13 protein-coding genes are annotated in these 15,403 nt (G+C 61.1%); 5 read left to right on the top strand and 8 right to left on the bottom strand.

The annotated features are described in order from the left end of the window. Positions 1–683: 683 nt before the first annotated feature. Genes ACQY1P_RS14290 through ACQY1P_RS14305 form a run of 4 tightly spaced genes read right to left on the bottom strand, consistent with a single transcriptional unit; the run spans position 684 to position 4,756 of the window. A complete protein-coding gene (locus ACQY1P_RS14290; RefSeq protein WP_430253969.1) occupies positions 684–1,277 on the bottom strand; it encodes an ABC-type transport auxiliary lipoprotein family protein in 594 nt (197 codons plus the stop codon). 37 nt (positions 1,278–1,314) lie between these two features. After that, complete coding sequence (locus tag ACQY1P_RS14295) at positions 1,315–2,685, bottom strand: MlaD family protein (RefSeq protein WP_062456594.1); 1,371 nt, start codon at positions 2,683–2,685, stop codon at positions 1,315–1,317. Between the two features lie 8 nt (positions 2,686–2,693). Further along, positions 2,694–3,551: an ABC transporter ATP-binding protein gene (locus ACQY1P_RS14300; protein WP_062456591.1), complete on the bottom strand. Its 858-nt coding sequence runs from the start codon at positions 3,549–3,551 to the stop codon at positions 2,694–2,696. Continuing rightward, entirely contained in the window at positions 3,551–4,756 is a 1,206-nt protein-coding gene (locus tag ACQY1P_RS14305; RefSeq protein WP_430256709.1) for an ABC transporter permease, read from the bottom strand. The genes ACQY1P_RS14300 and ACQY1P_RS14305 overlap by 1 nt, the downstream gene beginning before the upstream one ends. Positions 4,757–4,814: 58 nt before the next feature. Between ACQY1P_RS14305 and dgcA the strand changes: the two genes are divergently transcribed. Then, entirely contained in the window at positions 4,815–5,795 is a 981-nt protein-coding gene (gene dgcA / locus ACQY1P_RS14310; RefSeq protein WP_430253971.1) for an N-acetyl-D-Glu racemase DgcA, read from the top strand. A 24-nt stretch (positions 5,796–5,819) separates the two neighbouring features. Here the strand turns inward: dgcA and ACQY1P_RS14315 are convergent, their stop codons facing one another. Then, entirely contained in the window at positions 5,820–6,635 is an 816-nt protein-coding gene (locus tag ACQY1P_RS14315) for a UDP-2,3-diacylglucosamine diphosphatase (RefSeq protein WP_430253973.1), read from the bottom strand. 217 nt (positions 6,636–6,852) lie between these two features. On the opposite strand from ACQY1P_RS14315, the gene ACQY1P_RS14320 reads away from it, so the two are divergent. Beyond that, positions 6,853–9,171 carry an NADP-dependent malic enzyme gene (locus ACQY1P_RS14320; RefSeq protein WP_062456577.1) on the top strand — a complete coding sequence of 773 codons (2,319 nt, stop codon included), beginning with the start codon at positions 6,853–6,855 and terminating at the stop codon, positions 9,169–9,171. An 85-nt stretch (positions 9,172–9,256) separates the two neighbouring features. Then, a complete protein-coding gene (locus ACQY1P_RS14325; RefSeq protein WP_430253974.1) occupies positions 9,257–9,946 on the top strand; it encodes a hypothetical protein in 690 nt (229 codons plus the stop codon). Here ACQY1P_RS14325 and bluB read toward each other — a convergent pair whose 3' ends face one another. Beyond that, positions 9,947–10,648 (bottom strand): 5,6-dimethylbenzimidazole synthase, encoded by a 702-nt coding sequence (gene bluB, locus ACQY1P_RS14330; RefSeq protein ID WP_430253975.1) that lies wholly within the window; start codon positions 10,646–10,648, stop codon positions 9,947–9,949. An 81-nt stretch (positions 10,649–10,729) separates the two neighbouring features. Then, positions 10,730–11,560 (bottom strand): TolB family protein, encoded by an 831-nt coding sequence (locus ACQY1P_RS14335; RefSeq protein ID WP_430253977.1) that lies wholly within the window; start codon positions 11,558–11,560, stop codon positions 10,730–10,732. A gap of 187 nt (positions 11,561–11,747) precedes the next feature. Between ACQY1P_RS14335 and ACQY1P_RS14340 the strand changes: the two genes are divergently transcribed. Then, positions 11,748–12,167, top strand: coding sequence for a TadE/TadG family type IV pilus assembly protein (locus ACQY1P_RS14340; protein WP_062456567.1), 420 nt, complete (start codon positions 11,748–11,750; stop codon positions 12,165–12,167). A 1-nt stretch (position 12,168) separates the two neighbouring features. Then, on the top strand, positions 12,169–13,905 hold the full coding sequence (locus ACQY1P_RS14345; protein ID WP_430253979.1) for a pilus assembly protein TadG-related protein: 1,737 nt from the start codon (positions 12,169–12,171) through the stop codon (positions 13,903–13,905). Between the two features lie 66 nt (positions 13,906–13,971). Here the strand turns inward: ACQY1P_RS14345 and ACQY1P_RS14350 are convergent, their stop codons facing one another. After that, positions 13,972–15,345 (bottom strand): class II 3-deoxy-7-phosphoheptulonate synthase, encoded by a 1,374-nt coding sequence (locus ACQY1P_RS14350; RefSeq protein WP_430253981.1) that lies wholly within the window; start codon positions 15,343–15,345, stop codon positions 13,972–13,974. Between the last annotated feature and the right edge of the window lie 58 nt (positions 15,346–15,403).

Consider the following 15,403-nt stretch of genomic DNA (forward strand, 5'->3'; position numbering starts at 1 on the left):
TTTGCCGCGCCCCAGAAACTGAGCCGCGCATCGGGCGCGTGCCTGAGGAGAATGATCTCCATCCGTGCACGAAGGTCGCTGCTAAAGCGTGACGCGTTCCGGGCGCCCTAGACGCCGATGTAGCACGCGCCGGCGACATCGTTGCGAAACACCACGGCGCCGCCAAAGGCAGAAGCCAGACCACCTTCGCCCACCACGCCGCCTGCGCCATAAACCGCCACGACACTTTCCAACGGTGCAACGCTGACCACGGTGTCACCGGAGGGAGCAAAACCGGATTGCCTGAAAAGATAAACGGGGATCGAAAGCTCAGTTATTCGCTCGCCTCTCATGGGAGGCAACCGAGATCGGAGCGCTGTTTATAGCGCAGGTCAACCCCACAACGGCCAGGCTATTCCTTCGGATTGCGAAGCCAGCTGTCAAAGACACATGGCAGGACTTGCGAGGATCTCAGGGCTGGAAGCAGTATCATATCGCTCACCAGGCAGAGCGGGTCCGGGAGCCGGGTGGGTATCCTATCGCGATGCTTGGGACTACCGCCAAGCTTCACCGCCAGCGCCCTTGGGTAGCGCTCGCTCAGCTCACATGACGTACTGCAGGAGAATGCTTCTCTGCTGCGAATTGTTCGGCAGAGAAGTCTCCCCCAGGCCGATATCGCGCGGGTCGTCCCCGCGCGAAAAGGATCACATGGCCTTGAGAGCCCAGTCGACAATATTCGCGCCGACCTGTGCAAATGCCTTGTCCAGCGCTTCGATGAAGCGGCGGTTCTCGGTTCCGGCGACCGGCACCGTTGCCTTGAAGACGGTCTGTGCACGAACGCTGCCGTTGCGGTCGTTCAAGAGCTTTGCCGAGATCTCCACCGTGGCGAGCCTGTTGCCCTCAGTGACCACCTCGAAGCTGCGGATATCGGTTACGACCTGATAGTCGATCGCCAGACCCTGCCCCGGCTTGCCGACGCCGCCAACCCGTCCTGAGTTTTCGAACGCTTCGACCAGCTTCGACTGGACCAGTGCCGGAAGCCTGTCGCCCCAGCGGGAATTGGCCAGATACTGAACCTCTGAGGGCGAAATACGCACAACGACCTGGTCGCTGTTGAGCATCTTGACCGCAGTCGGTTCAGGCACCAGGATCTGCCGGCTCTTTGCGGTTGCTCCACTCGCCATCGGCGTGATCGACAGGTCGAACGTGTCGTTGTTCGCCTTGCTGCCACAACCGGCCAGAAGTGCTGCCATCAAAGGGACTGCGATGATGATCGGATGGCGCATGACGCTCAGCATCGCAGATCCTTGCATGAAACCCTGAACTCCCCGCATGTTAGCGCCGTGTCCTGCCATCGTACTCTTTCACCGTTTCGCCGCCGAAGATCAGGCGCTGGGGGTTCTGGTCAAAATTGCTGATTGCCTGATTGAGCGACTGCACGGTTCCGCGCGTGTCGTTGATCAGCGTTTGGATGTCTCTCAAGCCACCGGACGAAAAGCGCGACAGGTTGTCGGCAATCGGTCCAACGCGCGAATTGATATTGTCGGCGACGGTGCGGAAGGATTCGAGCGTCTTGCGCGCCTCGGCAAACAGACCCTGCGAGTCGTCGCTGGAGACCAGCCCGTCCACCTTCGCCAGAATTCCGTCGACGCGGTTCGATGCGTTGTTCAGCTTGGTCGACATGTCCGTGAAGTTGGAGATCGCACCGTTGATGTCGTCGCGGCGGCGCGACACGTCGTCGATCACGTCGCGCGCCGAGCTGAGCGTCTGGCGTGCGTCTTCGGATGCCGACGAGATGTTGCGGATCGTAGCGCCGACCTGATTGACGTCGACGGCCGCCATGAGCGTATCGGCGCGTTTCAGGGCGCTCTGCGCATCGACGCCTGCCTGCTGGAAGCTCGCAGCCGCCTGGGTCACGTTCTGCACCAGAGGGCCGAAGTTGTCCGAGGCATTGGCAATGTTGCGAGTCACCCGTTCGGCGTTCGTGACAACCTGATTGACGCGCTCCGCATCGATTGCCCGTACCAGCTGGTCGGCTGCTTCGAGCGTCGAGTTCAACGTGCCGGAGACGCGATCGACCGTCGCCGACAGCGTCGAGAGGCTGTTCAGGAATTTGTCGATACTGTCCGAATTGTTGCTGAGCGCAGCCGTAAACGTCTCGACGTTGCGAATGGTCTGCGTCAGCGGACCACGTGCGTCTCCGACAAATCCCTGGATGTCGCCGATCGCCTGGTCGGCCCGGTCGAGGATCTTGTCGGCGGTCGCAAGAAGGTTGGTCACGCTCGACTGGTCGGCGATCAGCACCGCTGGACGGCCACTCTCGATCGCCTTCTGCAGGATGTTTTCTTCACCCTTGGCACCACCCGACATTTCCACATAGGCAGCGCCCGTCAGGCCCTGAACTTCCAGAACGGCCTTGGTCGACTGGTAGACAGGTGCGTCGGCGCGCACTTCGGTGAACGCGATCGAGTAGCGCGGATCATCCGGGTCGATGCTGAGGCTGCGCACGGAGCCGACCGGTATGCCGTTGAAGCGCACCGCCGAACCAACGGAAAGACCGTTTGCGGAGCCCGGAATGCGAATCGCCAGCTCAGCCGTGGGGCCTCCCCGGCCGGACGAAGCCATCCAGTAGACGAACCCGAAAGCGGCAGCCATTACCAGCAAGGTAAAAAAGCCAACGAGGGCGTAATTTGCTTTAGTTTCCATAGGTTACATCACTTCTCAGATTCGCCGTCGGGCCTGGTCTCATCGGTCACGACGGAACGCGCGCGCTTGCCCTTGAAATAGGACTGAACCCACGGATCGTCGAAGGCGAACATATCCTCAAGCGTGCCTTCCACCAAGACCCGTTTCTGCCCAAGCACGGCAATGCGATCACAAACGGAAAACAGGCTGTCGAGGTCATGGGTCACCATGTAGACGGTGAGGCCAAGCGTATCGCGCAGCCTTGCAATCAAGGCATCGAAATCGGCAGCGCCGATGGGATCGAGGCCGGATGTCGGCTCGTCGAGGAAAACCAGATCGGGGTCGAGCGCAAGAGCGCGCGCAAGGGCTGCACGCTTGATCATGCCGCCGGATAGTTCGGACGGATATTTGTCAGCCGCATCGGGCGGCAGGCCCACCATCTCGAGCTTCACATAGGCGAGTTCGTCCATCAGCGACTGCGGCAGATCGAGATACTCGCGCATCGGCAGCTGGATGTTTTCTTTCACCGTCAGCGCCGAAAACAGCGCACCGTGCTGGAACAGGACGCCGAGCCGCGTATCGAGCGCCACGCGCTGCTGTTCGTCGGCCGTGGCATAATCAACTCCGAGGATCTCGATCGTACCTGAGCGCTGCGGCAGCAATCTGAGAACCGTGCGCATCAGCACCGACTTACCGGTGCCCGACGCTCCGACGAAGCCGAGGATCTCGCCCCGGTAAATATCGAGGTTCAGATTGTCCAGCACGAGCTTCGAGCCGAAGCCGACCGTCAGATCCTTGACCGACAGCACGACCTTGCGCTCGTCGCTCTTCGTCTCCGCGGGCTTGGTATTGTCAAAGGTTTGAACGTCTTCCACGCCGGTCCCCATCAAAAATCGATCGCGGAATAGAAAATCGCAAACATCGCGTCGATCAGGATCACCGCGAAGATCGATTTCACCACCGACGAGGTGACGTGCTGGCCGAGCAATTCTGCGCTGCCGCCAACTTTCATTCCCTCGACAGCCGCCACGATGCCGATTGCCAGCGCCATGAACGGCGCCTTGATCATGCCTGAGGCCACCGACGAGAAGTCGACCGCCTCCTTGAGGCGCGACAGGAACGTATCGAATGTGATGCCGGAATAGACCAGCGTGATCACCGCAGCGCCGTAGAGGGCCGACAGGTTCGCGACGATGGTCAGGAGCGGCAGTGCGATCGTCAGAGCGACAAGGCGCGGGAACACGAGCACACCGACGGGATTAAGGCCGATGACGGTCAGCGCGTCGATCTCCTCGCGCATCTTCATGGAGCCGATTTCGGCGGTGATCGCGCTGCCCGAACGGCCGGCGATCATGATCGCAGTGATCAGAACGCCGATTTCGCGAAGCTGCAGAATGCCGACCAAGTCGACGACGAAGATTTCTGCCCCGAAATACCGGAGCTGGAAAGCGCCCTGCTGGGCAATGATGGCGCCGATCAGAAACGACATCAGGAGGATGATCGGCACCGCACGCACGCCCATCCGGTCGATATGCGTCACGACGGATGCCGGAGAAACGCCGGATCCGCGGCCGAATTTCAGCTGTGCGCCACGGACCGCCGAGCCGAGAATGTGCATGGCGGCGACGAAGTCACCGGCAAATTCCGTCATCGTCTTGCCGACCGGGCTGAACACGCGATCAAACAGCGACCGCTTGTCCTGATCGTTGGGCGGCGGTGCCGGGGTCTTTTCCGGCAGGGCGCCAACCAGTTCCTCGATCGTCCCTTCCGCCCCGACCAGTTTCGCGTCGCGACCCTGCTCGGCTTTTGCCGACAGAAGACGGCGAATCAGCCAGGCACCGGATGTATCGATTCCGTCGATCGCCGAAACGTCGATCTCGAGGGATCCAGACCCGCTGCTCTTTTCAAGATCGCCAAACGCCTTGAGGACCGGCGAAATCGAATGATTGCGCCATTCTCCGGCCAGAATGTAGCGCTCGCCATCGCCGCCGGGCAGGTCTTCGGCTTTGATTTCGGCAGGTTGTGACGGCACAGGTTTCTTTCGGCTTAGGTTAAGCAGCACGCGGCTGCGATCTGCTGTTGATCGCAGCACTGAGAGCGGCAATATAGCGACCCTGAACGGATTTGCCACAACGCCCAGGTGGAAAACCATGACGCGTCACTTCGAAGCAACAATCGAGAAATTCCCGATCGCGGGGGTGTTTACGATTTCCCGCGGTTCCAAGACAGAAGCCGAGGTGGTGACCTGTGCGATCACCCGCGACGGCCTGACCGGCCGGGGCGAATGCGTTCCCTACAAACGCTACGGTGAAACAACCGAAGGCGTCCTCGACGAGATCAACTCCCTCGCTTCGATGATGCACGATGGCATGGATCGCCACACACTGCAGACGCGCCTGCGACCGGGAGCCGCCCGCAACGCGGTGGACTGCGCCTTGTGGGATCTGGAAGCCAAAAGCCTTGGCCGATCGGTGGCGTCGATGATTGAAGCTGCCGAAAAGCCGCTGATCACCGCCTTCACGCTGTCGCTTGGCGAGCCGGAGGCAATGGCAGAGGATGCGCGCAGGAATGCGGCCCGCCCTCTCCTCAAGGTCAAGCTCGGCACAGACGATGACGAAAGCCGAATGCGGGCGGTGAGGCAGGCAGCGCCCGATTCGCGTCTGATCGTCGATGCCAACGAAGGTTGGACGGAGGACAATCTGGCCCGACATCTGGATGTCGCAGACGCCCTCGGTATCTCGTTGATCGAGCAACCGCTGCCAGCCGGCAAGGATGCAATCCTTGCCACCATCCGCCGCAAGGTGATGATCTGCGCTGACGAAAGCGTGCACGCAACCGGCGATCTTGCAAGTTTGAGAAACCGCTACGACGCCGTCAACATCAAGCTCGACAAGACCGGTGGGCTGACGGAGGCGCTGATCATGAAGGAGGAGGCGCAGCGACTGGGCTTTGCCGTCATGATCGGCTGCATGGTCGGAACGTCGCTCGCCATGGCCCCCGCAGTTCTTCTGGCGCAAGATGCCGACTACGCCGATCTCGACGGTCCGCTACTCTTGGCGCAAGACCGCCCGGACGGGCTGCGATACGACGGATCGCTGGTCTATCCGCCCCGGACGGACCTCTGGGGATAATGAGTCCCTTGCATCGTCGGGCCGTTACGCGGCCTGCATGCCCCTGATCGTCTCCGGTGCCGGCATCGTCGTGATTTCCGCGGTCTTCGCGATCTTCTGCCAGGAGATCAGCTCCAGCGTCCCGTCACGATGCTCGGCGATCGCCGTGCAGCTTTCGACCCAGTCGCCCGTGTTGACGTAGTGGATCCCGTCGATGTCTTCCATGACAGCATGATGGATATGGCCGCAGATGATGCCATCGACATTGTTGCGACGAGCCTCGTCGACGACAACCTTCTGGAACTCGCCGATGAAATTCACGGCGTGCTTCACCTGCAGCTTCGCCCAGGCGGAGAATGACCAGTATGGCAGGCCGATGCGGCGGCGCACCGCTGCAAGACCGACATTGATGGCGATCGCCGCATCATAGGCCCAGTCACCGAGATAGGCGAGCAGCCGTGCATTGCGCACCACGACGTCGAACTCGTCACCGTGCAGTACCAGGTATTTCCGCCCGTCTGCCATTTCGTAGATCATCCGGTCTGCGACCTCGATACCGCCGAAATGCATGCCGGGAAAATCGCGCAGGAATTCGTCGTGGTTTCCCGGAATGTAGACGATCCGCGTGCCCTTTCGCGCCTTGCGCAGAAGCTTCTGAACCACGTCGTTACAGCCCTGCGGCCAGTTCCAGCTGCGCTTCAACCGCCAGCCGTCGACGATATCGCCGACCAGCACGATCGTTTCCGCCTCGTGGTAGCGCAGGAAATCGAGGAGAAAGTCCATGCGGGCGGCTTTGGAGCCGAGATGCACGTCCGAAATGAACAGGGTTCTGAAATGCCTTGTCTCGATTGCATCGGCCACGGAAACGTCCCTTCGTTACCTACCTTGTCCTACCCTTCGAAAATCAAACTCGTGTTTCAGGATGATGACAGGGCGCGATCGCCGCAGTCGGCGACCACCCGAAACCGGCGGCAAAATCCGACAGCATCGCAAATATTGTAGTTTCTCGATGGATCGATTGATGTAAGGAGGGGACTCGCATGTCAGGACGGAAATCGATACGAGGAGCCATAAGAGCATGGATGGGCACGACAATCCGAAACCATCGCCGGTAACCGGAGATCTCGACGAACAGGCTCTCTTCTTCCACCGCTATCCCCGCCCCGGCAAACTGGAAATCCAGGCCACCAAGCCGCTCGGCAACCAGCGCGACCTGGCACTTGCCTATTCCCCGGGTGTGGCCGCCCCTTGCCTCGCGATCCGCGACAATCCGGAAATGGCCGCGGAATTCACCGCGCGTGCCAATCTGGTCGCCGTGGTCTCCAATGGCACTGCCGTGCTCGGCCTCGGCAATATCGGCCCGCTCGCCTCCAAGCCGGTGATGGAAGGCAAGGCCGTCCTCTTCAAGAAATTCGCCGGCATCGACGTGTTCGACATCGAAATCGACGCGCCCGGCATCGAAGCCATGGTCTCGACGATCTCGGCACTGGAGCCGACCTTCGGCGGCATCAACCTCGAAGACATCAAGTCTCCGGAATGTTTCGAGGTCGAGCGTCGTCTTCGCGAAAAGATGAACATCCCGGTCTTCCATGACGATCAGCACGGAACGGCGATCATTGTCGCCGCCGCGATCCTCAACGGCCTGGAGCTTGCCGGCAAGACGATCGATAACGTCAAGATCGTCACGTCGGGCGCCGGTGCAGCGGCGCTTGCCTGCCTGCATCTTCTCGTGTCGCTTGGTGCGAAGAAGGAAAACATCTGGGTCCACGATATCGAAGGGCTGGTCTATGAGGGCCGCGTCGAGCTGATGGACGAGTGGAAGGCGATCTACGCCCAGAAGAGCGACAACCGCGTTCTGGCCGACAATATCGCCGGCGCAGACGTCTTCCTCGGCCTGTCGGCCGCGGGCGTGTTGAAGCCCGAACTTCTGGTGCAGATGGCCGAAAAGCCGCTGATCATGGCGCTCGCCAACCCGACGCCGGAAATCATGCCGGAACTCGCCCGCGCGGAGCGTCCCGACGCGATGATCTGCACCGGCCGCTCGGACTTCGCCAACCAGGTCAACAACGTCCTCTGCTTCCCCTACATTTTCCGTGGTGCGCTCGATTGCGGCGCCCGCACGATCAACGAAGAAATGAAGATGGCGGCGGTCAAGGCGATCGCAGCCCTTGCCCGCGAGGAAGTCTCCGACGTCGCCGCGAAAGCCTATTCCGGTGAAACGCCGATCTTCGGCCCCGACTACCTGATCCCCTCGCCGTTTGATCCGCGCCTCATCCTGCGCATCGCGCCGGCTGTCGCACGCGCTGCGGCCGAAAGCGGCGTCGCCGCTCGTCCGATCCAGGATTTCGAGGCCTATCTCGACCAGCTTAGCCGATTCGTCTGGCGCTCCGGCTTCGTGATGAAGCCGATCTTCACGGCGGCCAAGACTGCCGAAAGAAACCGCGTCATCTTCGCAGAAGGCGAGGACGAACGCGTTCTGAGAGCCGCACAGATCCTGCTCGAAGAGCAGATTGCAAGGCCCATCCTGATCGGCCGTCCCTCGGTCATCGAAGCGCGTCTCCAGCGTTTCGGCATCCGCATCCGCCCGAATGTCGATTTCGCCGTCGTCAATCCGGAAGACGATCCGCGTTACCGCGGCTATGTCGACGACTATTTCGCGCTTGTCGGTCGCCAGGGCGTCAACCCGGAAGCGGCACGAACCATCGTGCGCACCAGCAACACGGTCATCGGCGCGCTGTCGGTCCAGCGCGGCGAGGCCGATGCACTGATTTGCGGCATCGAAGGCCGCTACGACCGGCATCTGCGCGACGTCAACCAGATCATCGGCAAACGTGAAGGCACGAAGACGCTCGCCGGCCTCAGCCTCTTGATTTCGCAGCGTGGTGCGATCTTCTTCACCGACACGTTCGTCAACTACAATCCGACCGCCGAAGAGATTGCCGAGATCACCATTCTCTCGGCCCAGGAAGTGCGCCGCTTCGGCATCAAACCGAAGGCGGCCCTCATCTGCCACTCCAATTTCGGCTCGCGCAATTCCGAGAGCGCCGCGAAGATGCGCGACGCACTCGCCATCATTCGCGAACGGGCGCCGGATCTGGAAGTCGACGGTGAAATGCAGGGTGGCTCGGCGCTTTCCGAGGAGCTGCGCAAGCGCGCCATGCCGAGCACCACATTGTCCGGTGAAGCCAATCTGCTGGTCTTCCCGAACCTCGATGCGGCCAGCATCTCGCTTGGCCTGGTGCGCACCATGATGGACGCGCTGCATGTCGGCCCGATCCTGCTTGGCACGGCAAAACCCGCCCACGTTCTCGGCCAGTCCGTCACATCCCGCGGCGTCGTCAATATGGCGGCTCTGGCCGTCGTCGAAGCCTCGCAGCCAGAGTCGCTGTTCGGCTAGGTCTCACAGAAGCCGGGGCGGTTTAGGATATCTTCATCCGCCCCGGCCTATGTTTGATGGGTTTTAACGAATTGCCGGAAAAGCGATGCGATTTCGCGGCCTGATCTTCATTCCGCTCGTCTTCGTCCCCGCCTCCGTCCTGGCGCGGGATGCGCAGCTTTGCGCGGATCTGTACCGCAAGCTTCACAGCACACCGGTTGTGATCGGCAATACCGCTGAGATGCGCCGATACGCGCAGGACCTCAGCCAGGCAAACTCCGACATCCGTAAACTTCGCATCGACATGCGCCGCGCCGGATGCGGTGGCGGCAGCATTGTTTCCTTTGGCGCGGCCAAGGCCGACCAGTGCGAACCCCTCCTCGAGCAGCTGCAAGCCCTGGAGGATAACCGCGAAGTGCTTGTTGACGAGCGCAACAAAGCCCGCAACCTGTCCGTCACCGGGGAAGAGCGCGGCGCAACCATCGTTGCCATCCGTCAGAATGCCTGCATTCCGTCCGATTTCCAGGATGTCGCGAAGGAGGAGGAAAAGGAACGGATCCGGGTGAAGGGGATCGCGCTACCGAAGGATGAGGAGGCCTATTCCGGCAGCATCACCGACCTGCGGACCCGCAAGCCTGCCACCGTCCAGAAGGTTGCGATCGATCCCACGCCGCCGGTACCGGAGCGGAATTACGAAACCTCCGCAAAGGTCCGCACGGTGGGTCCGATTTTTCTCCCTGAAGCCAGTATTGATCTGCGCCACCCCCGCGAAAATGGTCCGCAGCAACAGCAGTAGTCAGTCACCCTGCCAGCGCTCGGAAAACACCAGGTCTTCCAGTGCAAGGCGCTGGCGCCAGCCGCGCACGGCCAGTTCCGGCTCGCTGTAGAGCTGGTCCACATGGCCGAGACAGAGCCAGGCGACGATCGCCACGCGCTCTGGGATACCCAACAGCCTGCGCACGTCCTCATCGCGGAAAATGCTGACCCAGCCGACACCGACGCCTTCGGCGCGCGCGGCAAGCCACAGGTTCTGCACGGCGCAGACGGTGGAGTAGACATCCATCTGCGGATTGTGGGTGCGACCGAGCACGACCGGTCCCGCCCTGTCCGGATCACAGGTAACGCAGATCGATAGCGGCGCCTTGCGAATGCCTTCAAGCTTGAGGCTGCGATAAAGATCGCGCTCGCCGCCGGAAAACATCTCCGCCGCCTCGTCATTGGCCTTGGAAAAGGCCTCCCAGGCCGCCTGCCGCATCGCCTGGTCACGGACGAGGATGAAATTCCACGGCTGCATGAAACCGACTGACGGTGCGGCATGCGCGGCCGCCAGAAGACGGGATACAAGCTCGTCGCTCAAGGGATCGCCAAGAAACTGGTCGCGAACGTCGCGTCGCGTTTCGATCACCCGGTAGATCGCTGCCCGCTCCGCCGCGGAAAAGGCGCCTGCCGGAGCAAGGCCCGCTTGCGTATCGTCGGACGGGTCTGGAATTGGCGGCATCGTCTATCCCCAACAATGCTTGCGACGGCTGAAGCAAAACTGCCGAGGCTATGCCCGACCATACCAGTTATCGCAAGCCCATCACGAAACAGGAAAATACCTGACATAGGCGAATTCGTCACCGTCCGGTGACCAGTTTGGCGAATTCATCGTGCCCTGCCCGCCGAACAGTTCGAACAGCGTTTCGACATTGCTGCCATCCATATCCATCAGCCGAACCCGGACATCGAGATCGCGCGGATGATCGAACACATCGCCGTCATAGGACACGAAAACGATCTTGTCTCCCTTCGGTGACGGATGCGGAAACCAGTCGCCATAGGGGCTGTCGGTGATGCGCTCCGCCGAGCCGCCCAAAGCCGGCACGCGCCAGATCTGCATGGTGCCCGTGCGGCTCGAATTGAAATAGATCCAGTTCCCGTCCGGGGAGTAGTCAGGCCCGTCGTTGCGGCCTTCGCCATGGGTGAGCCGCATCTCCTCGCCGCCTTCGACCGCAATCGTATAGATATCGAAAACGTCGTCGCGGATGCCGCAATAGGCGAAGCGCTGTCCGTCCGGAGACCAGCCGTGCCAGTAGGAGGGAAGCTTCGGTGTTACCAACCTCGGCTTGCCCCCGGTCGCCGCAAGCACATAGATCGCGGACTTGCCGAATTCGACCTTGTCGGAGATCGCAATCAGCGTGCCGTCGGGCGAGATGCCATGGTCGTTGTTGCAGGCAACCGCGAACTCGGTGTCAACGATCATCGGAGGCGTGTCGCCGGCCACGGGCAGCCGATAGATCAGCCCGTCGCTGTTGAGCATGAGGAAACGTCCGTCCGGCGCCCAGTTCGGCGCTTCGAAAAGCGCGCTCGTTTGCCAGACAATCCGGCTCTGTCGCGTCCGGATATTATAGATTTCGACCGAACTGCGCATTGCATCCTCTCACGGCTATTTGCTGGCAGCTCGAGGTTACGACGCCTGAACACAAGGTGGCAAGTCACGCGAATTTACCCAGCGCAGCTCTAAAAACGCATCATTAAAAACTGACGGACGCGATTCATGGATTCTTTATAACCGCATAACATTATATTCGAATATACTCATACAATGGGAGTTGGTGATGAGAATCCGATCCTTGCTGCGATGCCGTTCGGGCAGTTCCGCCGTCGAATTCGCGATCATCGCACCGGTCCTGCTTCTGATGCTCTTCAGCCTGATCGGCTATGGCGTCTACCTCGCTGCGGCTCACGCCGTGCAGCAGATTGCCGCGGATGCGGCACGCACGGCTGTCGCCGGCCTCGATGCCAGCGAACGCCAGAAGCTGGTGCAGGAGTATCTCACCAAGTCGACGATGGACTATGCGCTTCTCGACAAGAAGAACTTCACGACGAAGGTGCAAAGCGACCCGAGCAACCCCAACCAGTTCACCGTATCGATCGAATACGACGCAAGTACCCTGCCGATTTTCAGTCTCTACAGCTACGCCATGCCGGACAAGCACATAAGGCGCTATTCGACCATGCGGATCGGAGGCATTTGAGATGCTTTTCCGCCTGAAGCGTCGTCAGACTATCGCCGGTGACCGAGCCGGCAACATTGCCATTACTGCTGCACTTGCCATGCCGCTTGCCATCGGAGCGCTGGCTCTCGGCGTCGACTATGGCAGCCTGACGCTGCAGCAGCGGCAGTTGCAGGCAAGCGCCGACCTTGCCGCGATTGCAGCGGCGGCCAACATTTCGACTGCGGAAAAATCCGCTTTCGACTTTTTCGCGATGAACGGTCAAAGCATTGGCGTCGTCAGCGCCGGCGGCCTGCTGACGACCAAGGGGGTTGTCCCATTCAACCCCAAGACGGCGCTCGAAGCCTATGGCAGCTATGCCGAGATCACCAGGGGCCGCTATGTACCCGATCCCGCGCAGCCTGCCGCGAACCGTTTTGTCGCCGGCGCAACACCGCCCGATGCGGTCCGCTTGACGCTCCGCAGCAAGAGCAACCTGATGTTCGGGGCAAGTCTCACCACCCCGCCGGCGCTTGCCGCATCCGGCACAGCAGCAACGGATAAGCTTGCGTCCTTCTCGATCGGCAGTCGTTTGGCAAGCGTCAACGAGGGTGTCCTCAATGCTCTGCTTGGCCAGATGCTCGGAACGACGATTTCCCTGAAGGCGATGGATTATCGGGCCCTCGCCGATGCCCAGGTCAATGCCTTGAAAACGGTCGACCAGCTTGCTCTTGATCTTGGTCTCCAGTCAGGGACTTACGCGGATGTTCTCACAACCGACATCAACTATGGCAAGTTTGTCGGTGCCCTCGGCAAGACGACAGGACTTACCCCCTCGGTCTCGACGGTCCTCTCCAATCTCGAAAAGACGCTCAACAAGACGAAGGTCATGGTCAAGCTCGAGGATACGCTGAAGCTGGGACCCGTATCTCAAAAGCTGATCGGCCAATCGAGTGGACTATCTGTCAACACCAGCGTCTTCGATCTGTTGTCGGCCGTCGCAACCGCTGCCAGCGGCGGCAAGCAGCTCTCTGTCGACCTTGGGACATCCGTTCCCGGTGTCGCCTCGTCCAAGGTGACCGTTGCGATCGGGGAGCCGCCCGTCGGGTCGTCCTACCTCGCAGTGGGTGCGCCGGGCACGATCGTCCGCACCGCTCAGACACGCGTGGCGGTCGAGGTCGTAGTTGATGGCCTTCAGGCGATCCTCGGGCTCAAGGTCCGCGTCCCCCTCTACCTGGAAGTTGCCTATGCCGAAGGACGGCTTGCCGGGATCACCTGTACGGGCGCGGCCAACAGCGCCTCCGTCGATGTCGACGCCGTCCCGGGCATCGCGTCGATCGCATTGGGCGACGTCGATACGACTGCATTCACGAACTTCGGCAAAGATCCGCGTGTCACGCGAGCCGACATCATCTCGACCCTTCTTCTCAAGGTCTCCGCCATGGCGGACACCACCTCGACCAATCTCAAGACAGAGCGATTGACGTTCTCGCCGGCGGATATCAGCGCGAACAGGGTAAAGTCGACGTCGGTCAAGAACGTGCTTGAGTCGCTGACGACTAGCCTGCTTTCCAAGCTCGTTGTGCGGGTAGACCTTCTCGGCCTTGGGCTCGGGCTGCCGCAGCCCATTATCGCTGCCGTCGGCGCCACGCTCGGTGCGGCCATGAGCCCAGTCGACACCGTCCTCTACAACGTCCTGCTGACCCTCGGCGTGCGCGTTGGTGAAGCGGATGTCCAGGTCGGTGGCGCGTCCTGCCGCAACCCCGTTCTCGTCCAGTAGGCGGCCCTTGCAACGCAAAAGGCCGGCGTTTTCACGCCGGCCTTTTGCGTTGCGTCGAACCGGGGTTCAGCCGTTGACGACCATTCGCTTCTCGTCGCGACCGCTTTTCATACGCTCGGCCAGGAGGAACGCCAGTTCCAGCGCCTGGTCGGCGTTGAGGCGCGGATCGCAGTGCGTGTGGTAGCGGTCTTGCAGGTCGCCGGCCGACACCGCACGGGCGCCGCCGGTGCATTCGGTCACATCCTTGCCGGTCATCTCAATATGGATGCCGCCCGGATGGGTCCCTTCCGACCGGTGGATCTGGAAGAAGCTTTCCACTTCCGACAGGATCCGCTCGAAAGGACGGGTCTTGTAGTTGTTGAGCGTGATCGTGTTGCCATGCATCGGATCGCAGGACCAGACGACCTTGCGACCTTCGCGCTCGACGGCACGGATCAGCTTCGGCAAACCATCGGCAACCTTGTCGTGACCGAAACGCGCAATCAGCGTCAACCGGCCCGGCTCGTTTGCCGGGTTCAGCGCGTCGATCAGCTGGATCAGATTGTCCGGCTGCAGCGACGGACCACATTTCAGACCGATCGGGTTCTTGATGCCGCGGAAATATTCCACATGCGCGTGGTCGAGCTGGCGTGTGCGGTCGCCGATCCACAGCATGTGGCCCGACGTCGCGTACCAGTCGCCCGATGTCGAATCGACGCGCGTGAAAGCTTCCTCATAGCCGAGAAGCAGGGCTTCATGGCTGGTGAAGAAATCTGTTTCGCGCAGGCTCGGCTGATTGTCGGCCGTGATGCCGATCGCCCGCATGAACTCCATTGTTTCGCTGATCCGGCCAGCCAGCATGCGATAGCGCTCGCCCTGCGGACTGTCCTTCACGAAGCCCAGCATCCACTTGTGGACGTTTTCGAGGTTGGCATAGCCACCCATCGCGAAGGCCCGCAGAAGGTTCAGCGTTGCCGCAGACTGGCGATAGGCATCCAGCTGGCGCTCCGGGTTCGGAATGCGTGAGGCTTCGGTGAAATCGATGCCGTTGATGATATCGCCGCGGTATGACGGCAGCTCGACATTGCCCTGCTTCTCGATATTGGACGAGCGCGGCTTGGCGAACTGACCGGCGATCCGGCCGACCTTCACGACAGGAAGCTGCGCACCGTAGGTCAGCACGACGGCCATCTGCAGGAACGAGCGGAAGAAGTCGCGGATATTGTCGGCCCCATGCTCGGCAAAGCTTTCGGCGCAGTCGCCACCCTGCAGAAGGAACGCGTCACCTTCCGCCACCTTGGCCAGCTGGGATTTCAGGCGGCGCGCCTCACCCGCAAACACGAGCGGCGGGAATGTGGAAAGCTGCGCCTCGGTTGCTTCCAATGCAGCCATGTTCGGATAGTCCGGAACCTGCTGGATCGGCTTGTTCCGCCACGTGCTCGGGGTCCAGTTCTGCGCCATGATACTCACCTGTTTCCACCCCGGCTCCCCCGCCGGGCAAAGCTTCAAATTTTGCGGG

This window comes from Neorhizobium sp. DAR64872/K0K18 (genome assembly GCF_050500175.1).
GTDB classification, from domain to species: domain Bacteria; phylum Pseudomonadota; class Alphaproteobacteria; order Rhizobiales; family Rhizobiaceae; genus Neorhizobium; species Neorhizobium soli.

Excerpts from the sequence above, each read along its gene's own strand:
- ACQY1P_RS14290 (WP_430253969.1), bottom strand. The coding sequence starts at position 1,277 with ATGCTGAGCGTCATGCGCCATCCGATCATCATCGCAGTCCCTTTGATG.
- ACQY1P_RS14295 (WP_062456594.1), bottom strand. The coding sequence starts at position 2,685 with ATGGAAACTAAAGCAAATTACGCCCTCGTTGGCTTTTTTACCTTGCTG.
- ACQY1P_RS14300 (WP_062456591.1), bottom strand. The coding sequence starts at position 3,551 with ATGGGGACCGGCGTGGAAGACGTTCAAACCTTTGACAATACCAAGCCC.
- dgcA (WP_430253971.1), top strand. The coding sequence starts at position 4,815 with ATGACGCGTCACTTCGAAGCAACAATCGAGAAATTCCCGATCGCGGGG.
- ACQY1P_RS14320 (WP_062456577.1), top strand. The coding sequence starts at position 6,853 with ATGGATGGGCACGACAATCCGAAACCATCGCCGGTAACCGGAGATCTC.
- ACQY1P_RS14325 (WP_430253974.1), top strand. The coding sequence starts at position 9,257 with ATGCGATTTCGCGGCCTGATCTTCATTCCGCTCGTCTTCGTCCCCGCC.
- bluB (WP_430253975.1), bottom strand. The coding sequence starts at position 10,648 with ATGCCGCCAATTCCAGACCCGTCCGACGATACGCAAGCGGGCCTTGCT.
- ACQY1P_RS14335 (WP_430253977.1), bottom strand. The coding sequence starts at position 11,560 with ATGCGCAGTTCGGTCGAAATCTATAATATCCGGACGCGACAGAGCCGG.
- ACQY1P_RS14340 (WP_062456567.1), top strand. The coding sequence starts at position 11,748 with ATGAGAATCCGATCCTTGCTGCGATGCCGTTCGGGCAGTTCCGCCGTC.
- ACQY1P_RS14345 (WP_430253979.1), top strand. The coding sequence starts at position 12,169 with ATGCTTTTCCGCCTGAAGCGTCGTCAGACTATCGCCGGTGACCGAGCC.
- ACQY1P_RS14350 (WP_430253981.1), bottom strand. The coding sequence starts at position 15,345 with ATGGCGCAGAACTGGACCCCGAGCACGTGGCGGAACAAGCCGATCCAG.